The organism is Rhodococcus sp. BL-253-APC-6A1W (assembly GCF_012843405.1).
GTDB lineage: Bacteria > Actinomycetota > Actinomycetes > Mycobacteriales > Mycobacteriaceae > Rhodococcus.
In genome coordinates this window covers 1-16,139 of record NZ_JABAFB010000018.1, presented here as the reverse complement: position 1 = coordinate 16,139, position 16,139 = coordinate 1, and the positions used below count along the sequence as shown (strand labels likewise).

Annotated in this window: 17 protein-coding genes; 9 read left to right on the top strand and 8 right to left on the bottom strand. The window is 66.5% G+C overall.

Annotated features, from left to right (window positions below; translation table 11 throughout):
* Positions 1-34: 34 nt before the first annotated feature.
* From HF877_RS20350 to HF877_RS20335, 4 genes are read right to left on the bottom strand one after another with little or no spacing between them, the layout of a single operon-like run.
* Positions 35-1,141, bottom strand: a complete 1,107-nt coding sequence (locus HF877_RS20350; protein ID WP_169623017.1) for a cysteine protease StiP family protein — start codon at positions 1,139-1,141, stop codon at positions 35-37.
* Positions 1,138-2,433, bottom strand: coding sequence for a phosphoribosyltransferase family protein (locus tag HF877_RS20345; protein WP_169623016.1), 1,296 nt, complete (start codon positions 2,431-2,433; stop codon positions 1,138-1,140). The genes HF877_RS20350 and HF877_RS20345 overlap by 4 nt, the downstream gene beginning before the upstream one ends.
* Entirely contained in the window at positions 2,430-3,587 is a 1,158-nt protein-coding gene (locus HF877_RS20340) for an HpcH/HpaI aldolase/citrate lyase family protein (protein ID WP_169623031.1), read from the bottom strand. Before HF877_RS20340 ends, HF877_RS20345 begins: the two co-directional genes overlap by 4 nt.
* 29 nt (positions 3,588-3,616) lie before the next feature.
* Positions 3,617-4,738: a hypothetical protein gene (locus tag HF877_RS20335; RefSeq protein ID WP_169623030.1), complete on the bottom strand. Its 1,122-nt coding sequence runs from the start codon at positions 4,736-4,738 to the stop codon at positions 3,617-3,619.
* A gap of 298 nt (positions 4,739-5,036) precedes the next feature.
* Between HF877_RS20335 and HF877_RS20330 the strand changes: the two genes are divergently transcribed.
* The 4 genes from HF877_RS20330 (at position 5,037) to HF877_RS20315 (ending at position 10,106) form a co-directional block, all read left to right on the top strand.
* Positions 5,037-5,612, top strand: coding sequence for a TerD family protein (locus HF877_RS20330; protein WP_169623015.1), 576 nt, complete (start codon positions 5,037-5,039; stop codon positions 5,610-5,612).
* A 113-nt stretch (positions 5,613-5,725) separates the two neighbouring features.
* Entirely contained in the window at positions 5,726-6,826 is a 1,101-nt protein-coding gene (locus HF877_RS20325; protein WP_169623014.1) for a DUF475 domain-containing protein, read from the top strand.
* A gap of 123 nt (positions 6,827-6,949) precedes the next feature.
* The gene (locus HF877_RS20320) at positions 6,950-7,606 is read left to right on the top strand and encodes a tellurium resistance protein (RefSeq protein WP_169623013.1); all 657 of its coding nucleotides are present in this window, start codon (positions 6,950-6,952) and stop codon (positions 7,604-7,606) included.
* Positions 7,607-7,730: 124 nt separating this feature from the next.
* Entirely contained in the window at positions 7,731-10,106 is a 2,376-nt protein-coding gene (locus HF877_RS20315; RefSeq protein WP_277350494.1) for an FdhF/YdeP family oxidoreductase, read from the top strand.
* A 19-nt stretch (positions 10,107-10,125) separates the two neighbouring features.
* Here HF877_RS20315 and HF877_RS20310 read toward each other — a convergent pair whose 3' ends face one another.
* Positions 10,126-11,115, bottom strand: a complete 990-nt coding sequence (locus HF877_RS20310) for an MBL fold metallo-hydrolase (protein ID WP_169623011.1) — start codon at positions 11,113-11,115, stop codon at positions 10,126-10,128.
* 192 nt (positions 11,116-11,307) lie between these two features.
* On the opposite strand from HF877_RS20310, the gene HF877_RS20305 reads away from it, so the two are divergent.
* The 5 genes from HF877_RS20305 (at position 11,308) to HF877_RS20285 (ending at position 14,570) form a co-directional block, all read left to right on the top strand.
* The gene (locus tag HF877_RS20305) at positions 11,308-11,787 is read left to right on the top strand and encodes a TspO/MBR family protein (RefSeq protein ID WP_169623010.1); all 480 of its coding nucleotides are present in this window, start codon (positions 11,308-11,310) and stop codon (positions 11,785-11,787) included.
* Between the two features lie 66 nt (positions 11,788-11,853).
* Entirely contained in the window at positions 11,854-12,036 is a 183-nt protein-coding gene (locus HF877_RS20300) for a hypothetical protein (RefSeq protein ID WP_072700725.1), read from the top strand.
* 107 nt (positions 12,037-12,143) lie between these two features.
* Positions 12,144-12,680 (top strand): DinB family protein, encoded by a 537-nt coding sequence (locus HF877_RS20295; protein WP_169623009.1) that lies wholly within the window; start codon positions 12,144-12,146, stop codon positions 12,678-12,680.
* Between the two features lie 34 nt (positions 12,681-12,714).
* Positions 12,715-14,061: a phosphotransferase family protein gene (locus HF877_RS20290; protein WP_169623008.1), complete on the top strand. Its 1,347-nt coding sequence runs from the start codon at positions 12,715-12,717 to the stop codon at positions 14,059-14,061.
* 101 nt (positions 14,062-14,162) lie between these two features.
* A complete protein-coding gene (locus HF877_RS20285) occupies positions 14,163-14,570 on the top strand; it encodes a PPOX class F420-dependent oxidoreductase (RefSeq protein ID WP_169623007.1) in 408 nt (135 codons plus the stop codon).
* Between the two features lie 45 nt (positions 14,571-14,615).
* On the opposite strand, the gene HF877_RS21440 is transcribed toward HF877_RS20285, so the two are convergent.
* The 3 genes from HF877_RS21440 to HF877_RS20270 form a co-directional block, all read right to left on the bottom strand.
* On the bottom strand, positions 14,616-14,885 hold the full coding sequence (locus HF877_RS21440; RefSeq protein WP_346765256.1) for an excalibur calcium-binding domain-containing protein: 270 nt from the start codon (positions 14,883-14,885) through the stop codon (positions 14,616-14,618).
* A gap of 170 nt (positions 14,886-15,055) precedes the next feature.
* Complete coding sequence (locus tag HF877_RS21435) at positions 15,056-15,289, bottom strand: DUF2510 domain-containing protein (protein ID WP_169623005.1); 234 nt, start codon at positions 15,287-15,289, stop codon at positions 15,056-15,058.
* 86 nt (positions 15,290-15,375) lie between these two features.
* Positions 15,376-15,963: an HdeD family acid-resistance protein gene (locus tag HF877_RS20270; RefSeq protein WP_169623004.1), complete on the bottom strand. Its 588-nt coding sequence runs from the start codon at positions 15,961-15,963 to the stop codon at positions 15,376-15,378.
* Between the last annotated feature and the right edge of the window lie 176 nt (positions 15,964-16,139).

Below are 16,139 nucleotides of genomic sequence, written 5' to 3'. Positions count from 1 at the left end.
GTGCGGTCGAGGTCGGTGGCGATCAATGCTGCTGTCACGGTAGGTCCTTGATGAGTCCCATACACGAATACGCGAGGTCGGGAACCTCTTCGACGGGAACGTTGCGGGCAGCGGCGAGCATCCGGATGTGCGCGTGCTCGTCGGCGGTCAAATCGCGTACGAGGATCTTCCACGGCACCCGGCGCAGCAGTACCCGGGTCGTCTCTCCGACACCGGGTTTGACGAAATTGATGCTGGAGATGCCGTACCGCACACGGATGCGCTCCACCGACTCCCACCCTGCCCAGGTGGGTTCGCGGTCGGACCCGAGCAGTTCGCGTGCGCTCGCCAGTGCCGCTGCCCGATCGCCGAATTCGGCCGACACCGTATCGAGCAGGAGCGTCGAGACGTCGTCGCCGGCGAGTTCGGCGTAGTACTTCGCACCGTGGAATTCGCCGGGCCCTATCCACGTGTCGTTCAGGACCGTGCGCGACACCAGACCCGACACCGTCGAGTTCAGGCACGCCGACGCGATGAGAAAGTCGTCGCGGGTGCCGTAGGTACGCACGCAGTAACCGGGATCGGCGAGCACGGCGAGGTCGTCCGACAGCGCCGGGCCACCGGCGGCGGAGTACTCGGCCAGCGCGGCCGCCAGCTCCCGCGCGATCGCGCCCTTGCCGGTCCAGCCGTCGACGAACACGACCGAGGCCGGGTCGTGGTGTTCGGTGATGTAATCGAGTGCTGCGGAGTCGATTCCGCGTCCCCGCACGATCGAGACCGCGTAGTGCGGCAGCGACAGGCCGTGGTGCTGTTGCGCCCAGCGGCGGATCAGGATTCCGACCGGCGTTCCCGCGCGCGCCAGCGACACGAGAGTGAGGTTCGTCCCGCGTTCGGCGATCAGGAGTTCGGTCAGGGTTCCCACCGCGTGGGCAAGTCGTCCCGCGGTGGACGCGAGTGCCTTGTCGAACAACTCCCGGTACGGGGCGTCGGGCTGGTACTCGACCGGCAACGACTCCGCGTAGTGCGCGAGTCCCGCCTGGATGCGGGCCTCACGCTCGGCGATGTCGCCTTCGAGGTCGACGTGCGAGAGATCCTTGAGCAGCCAGGTCACCTCGTCCGGGGCGTACGAACCGAAATCGGGTCCGGTCAACGGCGTGGTCATCGTGTCTCCCTCGAAGCAGCCAGTGCTGCCGGATCTGTGGCCGGCACAACCGCCACCAGTACGTCCTCGCCGGCCGCGCTCACTACGTCGAGCACGCCCCCGTCGGCGCGCAGGCGCTCGGTATCGGCCGGAGAGTCGACCACGAGGATCAACTCGGGGCGTACTTCGGCGGGTTCCGGCCACCGGGCGTTGTACAGGTACCGGGCCGCCTCGGTTTCGTGTTCGGACGGGATGTGCTCGGGTGCGACGAAAGAGAATCCGCGCCGCAGTGGGTAACCCGGGACATCCCGGACGTACGCGGGCGACCGAGTCGTGGTCTGGAATCTCGTCGCGGTGCCACGCTCGGAGAGCGCCTGTGCCAGTCGCAGCGGCAGGTACATGAGTTCTTCGTGGCCGATGACGATCGCCGGACGATCACTCTCCCGGACGGACTCGACCGTCGCTGCCGCCGCGGCGACCGCGGAGTCGTAGGCCGCGAAGTCGCTGCCCAGAACGCCGTGCCGTCCTCCGTCGGGGACGTCCGACGGCCAGGGCACAGAGACGAACCGAACGGTACCGCGGTGAGCAGCGACAGGATTGAGGTCGGGAGCCGGTAGCGCGGTGACCCGGTCGGTGAGATCGGTGGGCAGCACGGTGTGACCGTCCGCGAGGCTCACGTGCTCGATCGTCGCGCCGAGGTCGAGTTCCGCCGCCGCCGTCTGGCGACGGTGCTCCTCGCCGCGCATGTCCACGAGCGACGCGACGATGTAACGGTCACGGGGATGAATCCGGTGCAGCGCGCGGATGGCATCGACAGCTGTTGCACCGGTCGAGATTTCGTCGTCGACGAGAACGAGCGGCGCGGCGTCGGCGAAGAGATCCGGCGAAGTGGGCTGCAGCAGGTGCGATGTCGCGTGGGAGTGTCCCTCCTCGAAACCGGCGAACACCACCGCGCCCGGCACGCGGCGACGTGTCGAATGCAGGTAGCACCCGGCACCCACCGCCTCGGCGACACAGTGTCCCAAACCCGTTGCGGTCTCTGCGAATCCCAGAACGAGCGCATTCGAGGCGTCGTCGCCGAGCAGGTCGGAGACGAGGAGCCCGAGGTCGCGGCCCGCCGCCAGCACCGCGGCGGGGTCGGTGGGGATGTGCTTGCCGAGCACCGTCGATACCAGCAGATGTGCCCGGCGCGGGTTCCGGCGAAGTCCGGGCTGGACGAGTTCCGGGACGGTGTAGCCGCTCGAAGTTCCTCGATGCTCGAGGGCGAGCCCGAACTCCTCGGTGGCCCAATACTTCTGGAGAATGTCGGTCATCGGTCCACCAGCGCCGTCAACAGTTCGACGAACGTGACGCCCTTGTTGGTGACTCCGAATACGGACGCGCGGACCAGCGTCTGCTCCGCCCAGGTGCGGTGGGGACGGCGTTCGTTCATCTTGTTGCCGTACCCGGACGCGCTGACTCCACCGGTGTCGCGATCGAGAATGTCGGTCGCGTCGTGGAACTCCTCGTGCGTGACCGCCGACAACGCGTGTACCGCGGCGACGTGCGAGGGATGGATCACCGTCTTGCCCTGGATGCCGTTCGCGCGGTCGAGTGCGATCTCCCGCAGGAGACCGTCGAGATCCCGGCTGACGAGTTGCTGGCGGAACACCACCGCGTCCTGCTCCTCGAACGGGGTAGCGCGCAGCATCGGCCGGAACATGCGTTCGTGATCGGCGAAGTACTCCCACACCGGCCCGGTGATGACGAACCCGGTGCCGTCGGTGCGGCCGAGGTGGTTGACGATGTCGGCGATCACGTCGACGACGACCCGCACGTCGTAGATCGTCAGGTCGCGGTCGCGGCGGATGCCGAAGGTCGCACACATGTCGGTCGCGCCGATCCGGACGGCGAGGATCCGGTGGCGATGTTCGGCGAGCAGCCGAGCGATCGCGCGCAGTTCGTCGTCGCGGGTTTCGCGGTGCACCACAGCAGCCGATTCGATGACGGGCATCGCGTAGAGGTTCCGCCCGACCCGCTCGGAGGCGACGGCGACCGCGTCGAGGAAGTTGCCCCCGGTAGTGGCACCGAACTTGGGAAGCACGAATCCGGTGAGCACGCTGCTTCCGGGACCCAGCATCTCGGTGAGCCGGTCGATCCCGTCGGGGGTGCGGACGCGAACGAACAACATCATCGGCGCTTCGCCACGGAGAGCGAGTTCGTCGAGGGTCGCGACGGCGTTGCGGAGTCCGTCCTCGACCTCGTCGTCGGCCACGGCGTCCTCGAGATCGAGCACCATCGAGGTCACGCCTTCGGCGGAGCGCCGGACGATGGTGGCCGTGAGGTCGTGCCGGGTCGCGGGGACGTACAACGTGGCCCCGAGCGCCATCGCGAGCCGCTCACGGGCGTCGGCGTGACCGAAAGGTTGGGGGTGGTGCAGGAACAGGCGGTCCAAGGTGGGCCGGTCCAGATGCCGGAAGTGCCGCATCGCGCGCACCTCGGTGTGAGTAGCCCCGGTCATCGGTCCGTGTTCCGTCCTCTCATTCGATTCACCACTCCGGTGATGAACGTCGATACCGCGTCCAGGTCTTTGACGTACGCCCAGTAGTCGGGATGTACACCGGTCAGCGCATCGACTGCCCGGTCGATTCGATTCAGCTGGGCGTCGAGGACGGATCCCCATTCTGCTGTGAGTCCACGCTGTACCGCGAGGTGTTGTGCATCACGCAGCCGGAACCGCACGTCACGGACCTTCGACTCCGGGTTTTCCTTGACGGCTCGCAGCGTGGCGAGCCGGTCGGTCACCGCATCGACGAGTTCTTCGGCCCGCGCAAGCTCCGCGCGCACCACACCGGCCTGGGCGAGCGCTTCTTCGGGGCGTCCTGCGGCGAGGGACGCGCGGGCGACGTCGAGTTCCTCGGCGGCGCGCTCGAGCAGAAGAAGGGCTTGTTGTTCGTTGCCGGACAGATCCGCCGAACTGGCGGCGTTGAATTCGCGCAGCAGGGCGGAGTAGGCCGGTGCGAGACCTTCCGACCGAGTGCGTACTGCGCCGAGCCGGGTGGTGACGGAGGCGAGGGTGTTGCGTGCCTCGGCCTGCCGTCCCGGTGCCTCCGCGAGCGCTTCACGAAACGCCGCGGTTGCTTCCTCCACCTGGTGGGCGGCGGTACGCACCGCACCCGCACCGGTCGCGGCATCGAGGGTGTGGAGTGCGCGTTGCACCGCGTCGGTGGTCGCGCGGACGGACGGGTACTCGGCGAACGCGCTGTTCGCGGGTGTGTCCAGCGCTCCGAGGGCGTCGCGGGCATCGGCACTCACCCGGGCGGCCAGCTGGGGTGCGGTCTGCGCGACCGTGACCGCGTGCTCGAGATGACCGCGGTAGCGCTCGTAGAACTCGTCCAGAGTTCTTGCGGCGTCCGCAATCTGGTGGATCACCTGCTCGTAGGCTGCGGCAGGGGCCAGCTCTTCCTCGGGTTCGGTGCGAGCGAGTTGCAGATACGCCTCGGCTGCCTGGTAGCACTTCTGCCGGATCGGTTCCCACCTGCGGAGCAGGTCCCGTTCCGGCGCGACCTCGTGGGAGGCGATGACGCCGGCCTCCGCGATGGACTGTCGCTTGTCCATGTCGAGGAACGCGGCCACCATCGCGTCATGGGCGCGGAGGGCCGCGGGATCATCGGTGCGCCCGCCGCCGAAGAGGCGGCGCGTCCATCGGCTCGCCACAAGACCGAATGGTACTGCTCGCCCGGCCCGCGCCTGTCGACTCGACCTCCCGGGACCCCGTACGGGGGCCTCGGCTGGGCATTCGGGGCGTGACCCGGCACGGAGTCGGCATAGTGGGTAGGGGCGCACCTCACAGAGACCTATTACTGTGGGGGCATACGCGCACACTGGGCGTGCCCTTCCGGTACGTCGACCGTAGGAACGATCGAAAGGACCCCGCATGGGCGTCAGCTTGACCAAGGGTGGCAACGTTTCGCTCACCAAGGAAGCGCCGAACCTCACGGCTGTGGCCGTCGGCCTCGGCTGGGACGTGCGTACCACCACCGGTACCGACTTCGACCTCGACGCCAGTGCGATCGCTACGGGTGCCGACAAGAAGGTCGTCTCCGACCAGCACTTCGTGTTCTTCAACAACATGAAGTCGCCCGACGGCTCCATCGAGCACGCCGGCGACAACCGCACCGGTGAGGGCGAGGGCGACGACGAGGTCATCAACGTCGACCTGTCCGCCGTGCCGGCGAACATCGAGTCCATCTTCTTCCCCGTCTCGATCTACGACGGTGAGACCCGCAGCCAGTCGTTCGGCCAGGTTCGCAACGCGTACATCCGCGTCGTCGACCGCGCCAACGGCTCCGAGCTGGCCCGTTACGACCTCTCCGAGGATGCGTCCACCGAGACCGCGATGGTCTTCGGTGAGCTGTACCGCAACGGTGCCGAGTGGAAGTTCCGGGCCATCGGCCAGGGCTACGCCTCGGGCCTGTCGGGCATTGCGCGCGATTACGGTGTCAACGTCTAGTTCGATCAGTCGTGATCCGGTCCCGGCCGTGCCGGGGCCGGATCGACGCTCTCCGGAGCCTGCAGTAACCACCCTGCACCGCCCCTGACTTCTACTCAGAAAGGCCACGCTTCGTGGTTCTGCGAATATTCGGCCCGTCGCTGGCCGTCACCGTCATCTCTCTTGTGGTGGCGTTTCTCTACGGTGGCCCCCAGGCTCTGTTCCTCTGTGTGATCCTCGGCATCCTCGAAGTCTCGCTCTCGTTCGACAACGCGGTCATCAACGCGACCGTCCTGCGCCGGATGAGCGAGTTCTGGCAGAAGATCTTCCTCACCGTCGGCATCCTCATCGCCGTCTTCGGCATGCGTCTGGTGTTCCCGCTGCTCATCGTGTGGGTGGCATCCGGGCTCGGTCCGATCGCGGCACTCGATCTTGCGCTCAATCCGCCGGCGGACGGGGCCGCATACTTCCCCGACGGCAGCGCGAGCTACGAGACGCTGATCACCGACGCGCACCCCCAGATCGCTGCGTTCGGCGGCATGTTCCTGCTGATGCTGTTCCTGCACTTCATGCTCGAAGAGCGTGAGATCAAGTGGCTGAAGTGGCTCGAAGTTCCGCTCGCGAAGGCAGGCAAGCTCGACCAGCTCGAGGTTGTCGTCGCCACCGCACTGCTGCTGATCACCGCCACCGTCATCGCACCCGACGACAAGGTGTCGACGGTGATGATCGCCGGTGCGCTCGGCATGATCACCTACATCGCGGTCAACGGTCTCGGCGAGATGTTCCATGTCCCGGAAGAAGACGAAGTACCCACCGGTGGGCCGAGCGGACTGGCCAAGGCCACCGGTAAGGCCGGGTTCTTCCTGTTCCTCTACCTCGAGGTCCTCGACGCTTCGTTCTCGTTCGACGGCGTCATCGGGGCGTTCGCGATCACGTCCGACCCGATCATCATCGCCCTGGGTCTGGGCTTCATCGGCGCGATGTTCGTCCGATCCATCACCATCTACCTCGTCCGCAAGGGCACGCTGAACGATTACGTGTATCTCGAGCACGGCGCCCACTGGGCGATCGGCGCACTCGCGTTGATCCTGCTGTACTCGATCGGCACGCACGTTCCCGAGGTGATCACCGGCCTGGTCGGTATCGCCCTGATCGGCGCAGCCTTCGCTTCGAGCGTCTACCGCAATCGCAACAACGCCAAGAAGGCGGACGCGGACGAAATAGTGTCCGCCTGAGCAGTCCGACAGTGAGTTCGACAGCGAAGGGAGCCTCCGACCCGGATTTCGGGAAGAGGGCTCCCTTCGCTGTTTCGTACCCCCAGTGCAGTCCGCACACCGCAGTTCCGACGAAAGGTAATCGTGGCCATCGACTACAGCAAGAAGCCTGAACAGAATTCGGGCGTCAACCTCAGCAAGATCAACCTCACGAAAGAGTCCCCGACGGTCAGCCTGTCCAAGGGCGGGTCCGCTCGGGGCGTCACGCGCGTCAACCTCGACTGGTCGCGCGGGGAGCAGAAGAAGGGCTTCCTCGCCAAGCTGACCGGCGCGAGCAACGGTGTCGACCTCGACCTCGGTTGCCTCTTCGAGCTTGCCGACGGGTCCAAGGGTGTCATCCAGGCTCTCGGCAACAGCTTCGGAGCGCTGAACACGCCGCCGTACATCCACCTCGACGGTGACGACCGCACCGGTTCGGTGGCGGGTGGCGAGAACATGCACATCAACCTCGAACGCCCCGAACTCTTCAAGCGCGTGCTGATCTTCGCGATGATCTACCAGGGCGCGCCCAACTGGGCCGCGGTCGACGGCGTGGTCACGCTGTCCCCGCCGTCCGGACCGCAGATCGAGGTCCGCCTCGATTCCCCCAACAACGGGGCACGCATCTGCGCCATCGCGATGATCGAGAACACCGGTCAGGGAGTCACCGTCAACCGCCTGGTGGAGTACATCGACGGCAGCCAGTCCGACCTCGACCGCAAGTACGGGTGGGGCATGAAGTGGCAGGCCGGCCGCAAGTAGCGGACGGACGGGGCAGGGGTGCGGCCACGGTCGCGTGGCCGCACCCCGCGGCTCTTCGACCTCCCGGTTCTATGGGTTCTGTCACACTGGACAGAGCACAAAACGCTGCGCTGTGAGGAGTGATCTGATGCGGGACGATCAACGACGCGAGTACGACGAGCAGGACTTGCGCGTCGGAGACCACAAGAACAGTGCCGCCGGCGTCACCGGCGTTGCGGTCGCGTTGAAACGCTCGTTGCGGGAAATGGGCATAGTGCGCTCGGCCGAGACCCTTCTCCAGCTCAATCAGGAGGAGGGGTTCGACTGCATGAGCTGCGCGTGGCCCGACCCGGAGCCGGGGCACCGGAAGACCGCGGAGTTCTGCGAGAACGGTGCCAAGGCGGTTGCCGAGGAGGCCACCCGCGACCGTGTCACTCCCGAGTTCTTCGCGCGGCACAGCATCGCCGATCTCTCCCAGCACAGTGAGCTCTGGCTGGGCAAGCAGGGACGCATCACGCACCCGATGGTCAAACGCCCCGGTGCCACCCATTACACACCGATCGACTGGGACGACGCCTACGCGCTCATCGGCGAGCAACTGCGTTCACTCGACAGCCCCGACGAAGCCCTCTTCTACACCTCCGGCCGGGCCTCGAACGAGGCGGCGTTCGTGTACCAGTTGTTCGCCCGTGCATTCGGCACCAACAACCTGCCCGATTGCTCCAACATGTGCCACGAGTCCACCAGCATCGCGTTGCAGGAGTCGATCGGTATCGGCAAGGCCAGCGTCACGCTCGACGACGTCTACAACGCCGAGCTGATTATTCTCCAGGGCCAGAATCCCGGCACCAATCATCCGCGCATGCTCACCGCACTCGAAGATGCCAAGCGCAACGGAGCAAAGATCCTTGCGATCAATCCGCTCCGCGAGGCGGGCCTGGTCAACTTCCGTAATCCGCAGACCCCGCGCGGTGTCGTCGGGCACGGCACGGACCTCGCCGACCTGCACCTGCCCATCGCGGTGAACGGCGACCTCGCGTTGATGCAGGGGATCGCGTCGTTGCTCGTCGAGTGGGATGCGATCGATCACGATTTCGTGCGGGAGTACACCGACGGTTTCGAGGACTGGAAGCGGCATGTCCAGAACGTCGACTGGGACGAGGTGATCTCGGCGACCGGGCTGTCGCGGCAACTGATCACCGAGGCGGCCCAGATGCTGCGGCGGTCGAAGGCCACGGTGTTCTGCTGGGCAATGGGTGTGACGCAGCATCGCAACGCCGTGGCGACCATCAAAGAAATCTGCAATGTCGCGTTCGCACAGGGGAACATCGGCCGACGGGGTGCCGGCCTCATGCCGGTGCGCGGCCATTCCAACGTGCAGGGCGACCGCACCATGGGCATCTGGGAGCGCCCGCCGCAGCACTTCCTCGACGCGCTCGAGAAGGAGTTCGGTTTCGACCCGCCGCGCGAATACGGCTTCGACACAGTCGATTCCATCCGCGCGATGCGGGACGGCAAGGCGAAGTTCTTCCTCGGCCTCGGAGGCAACTTCGTGCAATCCGCCCCCGACACGGTGGTCACGTCCGAAGCCATGTCCGGAATCGACATGACCGTCCACATCTCCACCAAGCTCAACCGGTCTCATCTGGTGTGCGGAGATACAGCGCTCATCCTGCCGACGCTCGGACGAACCGAGAAGGACGTGCAGGCATCCGGTCACCAGTTCGTCTCCGTCGAAGACACGGAATGCTCGGTGCACGCCTCCCGTGGTCCGCTCGAACCGGCCAGTGAGCATCTCCGGTCGGAGGTCTCGATCATCACGAGCATCGCCGAGGCGACGATCGGGGACCGTTACGGCATCGACTGGAAGGCGATGCGCGACGACTACGCGAACATCCGCTCGCGGATCGCGAGGGTGGTACCCGGATGCGAGGGGTACGAGGTCAATGTCCGGCGGCCCGGCGGATTCATCCTCCCGCACCCGCCGCGAGATACACGGACTTTCCAAACCGAGACGGGGAAAGCAGAATTCGCGGTGTCCCCGATCGAGGTCGTCCAGGTGCCCCCGGGGCATCTCCTCTTGCAGACGCTGCGCAGTCACGACCAGTTCAACACCACCATCTACGGGCTGAGCGACCGCTATCGCGGTATCGAGGGCGGTCGTCGTGTGGTGTTCATGCATCGTGAGGACATCGCCGCGGCGGGGCTCGACCCGGGCGACATCGTCGACCTTTTCACCCGGTGGGACGGTGACGAGCGGGTGCGCTGCGCCCATCGGTTCCGCGTCGTCGAGTACGACGTGCCGCGCGGGTCTGCGGCGGCCTACTACCCGGAGACCAACCCGTTGGTCCCTCTCGATTCCACTGCTCTCGAAAGCAATTGCCCGACCTACAAATCGGTCGTGATTTCGATTGCGCCCACGGGCACCCGCAGCAGCGAGTGCCCCGACGTGTGCAGCACTCAGGAAGTGGGATCCGACTGGTCGCACAAGACGCGCCCCCAGCCGGAGCATCTGTCGTAACGCTGCTGCACGTGGTGGTTCAGAGAATCCCCTCGCGGAGGAGCGTCTCCGCGTCCGCGAATGCGCGGGCGCGGCGGCGGATCGCCGGGGGGCCGGGGGGATTCCCGTTCCACTGATCGAAGAGCGTGCTCAGGCTCAGTACGAGGCGTTCCGGCGACTCCCACTCGCGCCACTGCCGGAATTCCGGGCTGCGCACGAGTTCTCGTGCCGCCTGCAGAGGTGAGAGGCCGGCCCTGTGCCGGTCACGGCCCGCGTCGTTCACCCACGCCCAGTAATCGCGCAGCGCCCGGATCTCGGCGTGGCCGCACAGTGGCCCGTGGCCCGGAACGTAGGTTGCGGCGTCCCACGAGATCAGTCGCTCGAGTGCGGAGAACCAGTTCTCCATCGGCCCGTGCCACAGGATCGGCGTCGAACCGATGAAGAGCAGGTCGCCTGCGAACACGACACCGGCGTCGGGAACATGGGCGACGAGATCGCCGGCGGTGTGACACGGCCCGAGCCGTTCGAGTTCTATTCGGCGGTCGCCGATGTCGATGATGTCCCGCGTGTCGAAGGTGCGGTCGGGCAGGCGTGGGGTGCGACGGGGAAAGCGAGCGCCGCCGCGCACGCGGGCAACATACGCACCTGCGGCGCCGACCGGCCCCGGCAGTGCGCCGAGCACCCCGCCGATCCCCGCCAGCGCACCGAGCGCCGCTGGTGGAAGATCCTCGTGCATGCCGGCCAGGGCGGCACGGCTCGTCGTGATCCGCGTGGACGACGGCAGGGTGTCGTTGCCCCACCAGTGGTCACCGTCGCTGTGGGTATTGACGGCCTCGGTGATCGGAGCGTGCGCCACGAGAGGTTGCTGCACCTCCGCCACGCGCTTCGCCCACGCCGTGTCCCAGACGGTGTCCACAACCATCGACGCCGTACCCGGAGCGACGATCAGCCCGGTGTTGGCCTCGCCCCAACCTCCCGACGGACGCACGAAAGCCCATACCCCGTCGCCGATCTGTGTGAGTCCGCTCATCATCCGCCCCCGTCGCCGTCCCCTGCGTGCTCGCGGGGTCAGGTTACTCGCCGGGGTGCCGGGAGCGTTTCGAGGCGCGAGAGCCCGGGTAGCCGGTCGGAGCCGCGAGCCGGCCCCCGACCGACACAGAAGTCCGACCGACACAGAAGTCCGACCGACACAGAGGAATGCACTCGACAGGAGTCACCCCGCATGAAGCTCACTACCGTCCTCGCCACCGCCGCAGCGACCACTGTGACCGCGGTCGTCGGTTCCATCGCTTCCCGCGAAACGGATTCCAAGTGGTACCGCAGGCTGCGCAAGCCCGGCATCCAGCCTCCGGCTGCGGCATTCCCCGTGGTGTGGACGGCGCTCTACGCGGATATCGCGGCCACCTCGGCGGTCGCGATCGACTCGCTGACCGAACGCGGGGATCACGACGGCCGGCGCAAGTACGTCACTGCGCTCGGCGTCAACCTGGTGCTCAATGCGTCCTGGTCGTGGGTGTTCTTCGCGTGGCACCGGCTCGTTCCCGCGACGCTCGTGGCCGCTGCTCTGGCCGCGAGTACGGTCGACCTCACGCGCCGGACGGCGGCGGCGAACCCGGTGGCCGGGGCGGCGCTCGCTCCCTACGCCGGCTGGACGAGTTTCGCGACCGTGCTCTCCGGCCGGATCACGCAGCTCAATCGCTGATCGCGCTCACGCGCTCGGCGGACGGGCCCGCGTGAGGCCACCGCCCGCGTGGGCGATGATGGAACCATGCTCGAAACATCGGTGATCATCGGGATCGGCTCCATCTGCATCGGCTTCGTCTTCTTTCTTCTTGCGGCGACGGGAGCACGGTCGCGCTGGGACAGGAAGGTCACGATCACTTTGTTCGTGATCGCGATCGTGTTCATGACGATCATTCCGGTGATCGGTGCGGTCGGCTTCGCCGCCTGACCACCTTGTGTACCGAATCCGGCACGAGGCGCAGATCTAGGACCGAAGCCGACCGCAATCGTTTCTACCGTGACAGCATCGACGGAATCCGGAAACGAGGAGTGGTCATGAACCAGAGCACAGTCACCGGTGAACACGCGGACATCCTCGAGATGCTGGCCGAGCAGCGCGAGATGTTTCTCATCACCGTCCGCGGAATCGACGGCGAGCAGGCCCGCACGCGCTCGACCGCGAGCGAGCTGACGCTGGGTGGCCTCGTCAAGCACGTCGCGAACACCGAGCGGTCCTGGATCGAGACGATTCGTGAGATGGACGAAAACGCCGAGGTCACGGACATGGATGCGCAGATGGAGCAGTACTTCATGCGCGACGACGAGTCCCTCGCCGACCTGCTCGAGAACTACCGCGCGATCGCGGAGGCGACGGAGGAGTACGTCGCGACACTCGACCTGAACCGACAGGTGCCGCTTCCCATTGCTCCGTGGACGCCTACACGGGAATGGATGAGTGCCCGCAAGATCCTCATCCACATCATTCGCGAGACCGCCCACCACAGCGGACACGCCGACATCATTCGTGAATCACTCGACGGCGCCAACACGACGCGACAGCGCGGCGAGGCGGCGGGCATGGAATTCGACTGATCGCCCCGCCCGCAGGACGACGGTTCGGTACGGGATGAGCGAGACGTTCGAGGACGCACTGGCGGAGCGACTGTCGACGGTCCTGGGCGCGTCGTGCGTGTTCACCGGCGTCGAACGGCTCACCGGCGGGGCCAGCCGCGAGACCTGGTCGCTGACGACGAAGTCCGATCCCGCGGTGCCACCCGAACTGATCCTGCGCCGCGACCCGCCGGGCCGAGAAGATCCCACCCGAATGTCCATGGAAGCAGCGGCTTTCGTGGAAGCGGGCAGAGCGGGAGTCCCAGTACCGGAGATCCTGGACAGCAGTGGCACCGAGCCGTTGCCGGGTATCGGATCGTACCTTGTGATGTCACGACTGCCCGGCGAGGCGCTGCCCCAGCGTCTGCTGCGCGACGAGCGGTTCGGTTCCGTGCGACCGCGCCTACCGTACGACCTCGGGCGCGCGCTCGCCCGACTGCACCGGATGGACCCGGTGGCGGTGCCGGGCCTTCCGGACTACGACCCGATGGAGTTTCTGTTCGGCCAGTACACGCGGACCGGAGCTCCGTTGCCCGCTCTGGAGGCGGCGTTCTCCTGGCTGAGAGACAACCGGCCAACGGCCACACGGAAGTCGGTCGTGCACGGCGATTTCCGTAACGGAAACATCCTCGTCGACGAGGACGGCATCCGGGGGGTGCTGGACTGGGAGCTGGCGCACGTGGGCGACCCGATGGAAGATCTCGGCTGGCTGTGCACGAAGACATGGCGATTCGGGTCGCCGCACCCCGTCGGAGGATTCGGGTCGCGCGACGACCTGTTTCGCGGTTACGCCGAGGAATGCGGTGTCACACCGGATCCGGATGCGGTGCGCTGGTGGGAGGTCTTCGGGTCGCTGCGGTGGGCGGTCATCTGCCGGGTGCAGGCGATGCGTGCGGGCGAGGTCGGCGACAACACCCTCGAACTGCTGGCCATCGGCCGCCGCGTCGCGGAATGCGAACAGGACCTGCTGGACCTGCTCGGTGTGCCGGCGAGTGCGACCGGTGACGTCGCACAGGCCGGTGACGATCGGGCAGACGAGTTGTTCGGCACTCCCCGCATCGGCGAGTTGCTGCGGGCGGTCCAGGATTTCGTCGTCGACGCGTCAGCAGGGGCCGACCCGCGGACCGTCTATCGCTCTCGTGTCGCCGCGCATGTTCTCGGTATCGCCGCGCGCGAGTCGGAGGTCGGATACGCGGTGCGAGAACAACTTCGCGCGCGGCTAGCGGCTCTCGGCTATCGCACGGAATCGGAACTCGCACTCGGCCTGCGTGCAGGTGACGTCACTCTGGGGGACACACCGGTCGGCTGCGTCATCCGAGATCTGGCAGAAACGCGGCTGAGGGTTGCCAACCCGCGGTATTGAGCGTCGGCGCGCTGTCTTCTCGGTGCACTTCCGGCGGACGACCCGCGTGCTCGGGCATAGGTTTGTCCGGTACCGATCCTCACCTCGAGAAAGGCTCGATTGTGCCGAAGCCTCCGGTTCCTGCCGCCGTTGCCGAGTTCCTTGCCCAGCCCAATTACGCCACCATCAGCACGCTGCGGGCCGACGGGCAACCGGTGTCGGTGCCCACCTGGTACATGTACGAGAACGGTCGCATTCTCGTGAACATGGACGAGGGACGAAAGCGGCTCGAATACCTGCGCCACGACCCGCGTGTGAGCCTGTCCGCGATGGATCCCCAGGACTGGATCACCCACGTCAGCATCCAGGGCCGGGTGGTGGAATTCGTCGACGATCCGGATCTGGCCGATATCGACCGCATCTCGACGCACTACACCGGCCGCCCCTACCACCAGCGCGACAGGCGGCGGGTGAGCGCGTGGATCGAGATCGATCATTGGCACGCCTGGGGACGACTCGCGAACGCCTGACCGGTCGCTATCGGGTCGGCGGATGCCGCCTGCACCGCCAGGAGGCTACTTTTCGCAGGCGATGCCGTCCCCGTCCCTGTCCAGGTGGGCTGCATACCCGGGTTCGCCTCTACGGATGGGAGCGGCACCTGCTGCCTTTACCTCGCCGCAGTTCTTGTACGACGCACTCGGTTGCGGCGGAGGCGTGTACTCCGTCGTGGGCGGAGGTGTGTACTCCGCGGTGGGCGGAGGCGTGTATTGCGTTGCCGGGGGCGGGGTGTACGCCGGGGCAGCCGGTGGCGTGTAGTCCGTTGTCGCGCTGGTTGTCGTTTCCACCTGAGGGACCAACGGCACCGGAGCGGGAGCCTCCGAGGTCGTGGTGGGCGCCGGGGTAGTCGTCCGGAGCGTTGTCGTCGTGGTGGGTCGCGCCGTCGTTGTGGTCTGAGCTGCCGAACTGGTCGTCGTAGACACGACCGAGGTGGAATCAGGCGCCGGTTGTTCCTCGCCTACGGCTGCTCCGAGGGCCAACAGCCCCACGAACCCTGCGCCGACCACCCACGGCCACTTCCGGCGCTTCTTTTCCTCGGCCGGCGGGTTGCCCCTGGATCGACAGAACCGAAGACCTGGGTGGGAGTATCGCTACCTTTCGGCCTGGTTTGCTCCGTCCACCGTTCACCGTCCCAATAGCGGTCGACGGACGGGTCGAAGGGGTCGGGATGCCAGCCGGCAGGAGGATTCATAGTCGATCCGTTCTGAGGAAGTGTGTTCCGTCAGAACGTCGGGGATACCGGTCGGTTTGTTACACCGCAAGCAGGAGCGCCGCCCGTCAGATGACGCCGATCCGCTTCGCGGAGTTGCGCACCTGGAACGCCATCACGATCAGCAGCGCGCCGAACAGGATCGCGTAGATGCCGACGAGGAAGATCAGGCTGAGGATGCCTTCTCCGGGGAAGATGAGAAGGATCAGGCCGAACACCACCGCGAGGACCCCGGCGATCACCGACCAGACCCACCCGGATTCCGGGACCTTCCGGAATCGAAGGCCGCCGACGATGCCGGTGATGCCGTACAGGATGGCGTAGAAGGCGACCACGTACAGCAGGGCGAGCGCGGTGATCCCGGGCCAGACGAGAGCCACGATGCCGGCGACAACCGACACGACAGCCATCGCGAGCCACCACCCCCACCCGGCGAGCGACGCGCGGTCGCGTACCGCGTGGGCACCGAGCACCACCCCGTCGACGATCGCGTAGATCGCGAAGACGATGACCAGTGCCCACACCGTGATGTTCGGCCACGCGAGCGCGACGATGCCGAAGAGCACGGCGAGAATGCCGCGGATGAGGACTACCCACCAGATTTGCTTGAACAGCGACCTGAACGGGTCGGAGGGAGAAACGGGGTTCGCGGACATGGGAACTCCTCGTGATGACACCTCGAAGTCGTGATCTTGGTGTGCTCAGAATAGGCCAGCGGCAGTGGCCGTGACCCGAAAACGGCACCGCTGCATCGCGGGGGGGTGTCCCTATGTTCTCGTCAACCCTTGAGGCTGCGAGTCAGGATGCCTGCTCGGGTTGCTGACGGGTCACC

Bases quoted from the DNA above. Each gene is read 5' to 3' on its own strand.
- HF877_RS20350 (WP_169623017.1), bottom strand. From the start codon at position 1,141: ATGACCACGCCGTTGACCGGACCCGATTTCGGTTCGTACGCCCCGGAC.
- HF877_RS20345 (WP_169623016.1), bottom strand. From the start codon at position 2,433: ATGACCGACATTCTCCAGAAGTATTGGGCCACCGAGGAGTTCGGGCTC.
- HF877_RS20340 (WP_169623031.1), bottom strand. From the start codon at position 3,587: ATGCGGCACTTCCGGCATCTGGACCGGCCCACCTTGGACCGCCTGTTC.
- HF877_RS20335 (WP_169623030.1), bottom strand. From the start codon at position 4,738: ATGGTGGCCGCGTTCCTCGACATGGACAAGCGACAGTCCATCGCGGAG.
- HF877_RS20330 (WP_169623015.1), top strand. From the start codon at position 5,037: ATGGGCGTCAGCTTGACCAAGGGTGGCAACGTTTCGCTCACCAAGGAA.
- HF877_RS20310 (WP_169623011.1), bottom strand. From the start codon at position 11,115: ATGAGCGGACTCACACAGATCGGCGACGGGGTATGGGCTTTCGTGCGT.
- HF877_RS20305 (WP_169623010.1), top strand. From the start codon at position 11,308: ATGAAGCTCACTACCGTCCTCGCCACCGCCGCAGCGACCACTGTGACC.
- HF877_RS20300 (WP_072700725.1), top strand. From the start codon at position 11,854: ATGCTCGAAACATCGGTGATCATCGGGATCGGCTCCATCTGCATCGGC.
- HF877_RS20295 (WP_169623009.1), top strand. From the start codon at position 12,144: ATGAACCAGAGCACAGTCACCGGTGAACACGCGGACATCCTCGAGATG.
- HF877_RS20290 (WP_169623008.1), top strand. From the start codon at position 12,715: ATGAGCGAGACGTTCGAGGACGCACTGGCGGAGCGACTGTCGACGGTC.
- HF877_RS21435 (WP_169623005.1), bottom strand. From the start codon at position 15,289: ATGAATCCTCCTGCCGGCTGGCATCCCGACCCCTTCGACCCGTCCGTC.
- HF877_RS20270 (WP_169623004.1), bottom strand. From the start codon at position 15,963: ATGTCCGCGAACCCCGTTTCTCCCTCCGACCCGTTCAGGTCGCTGTTC.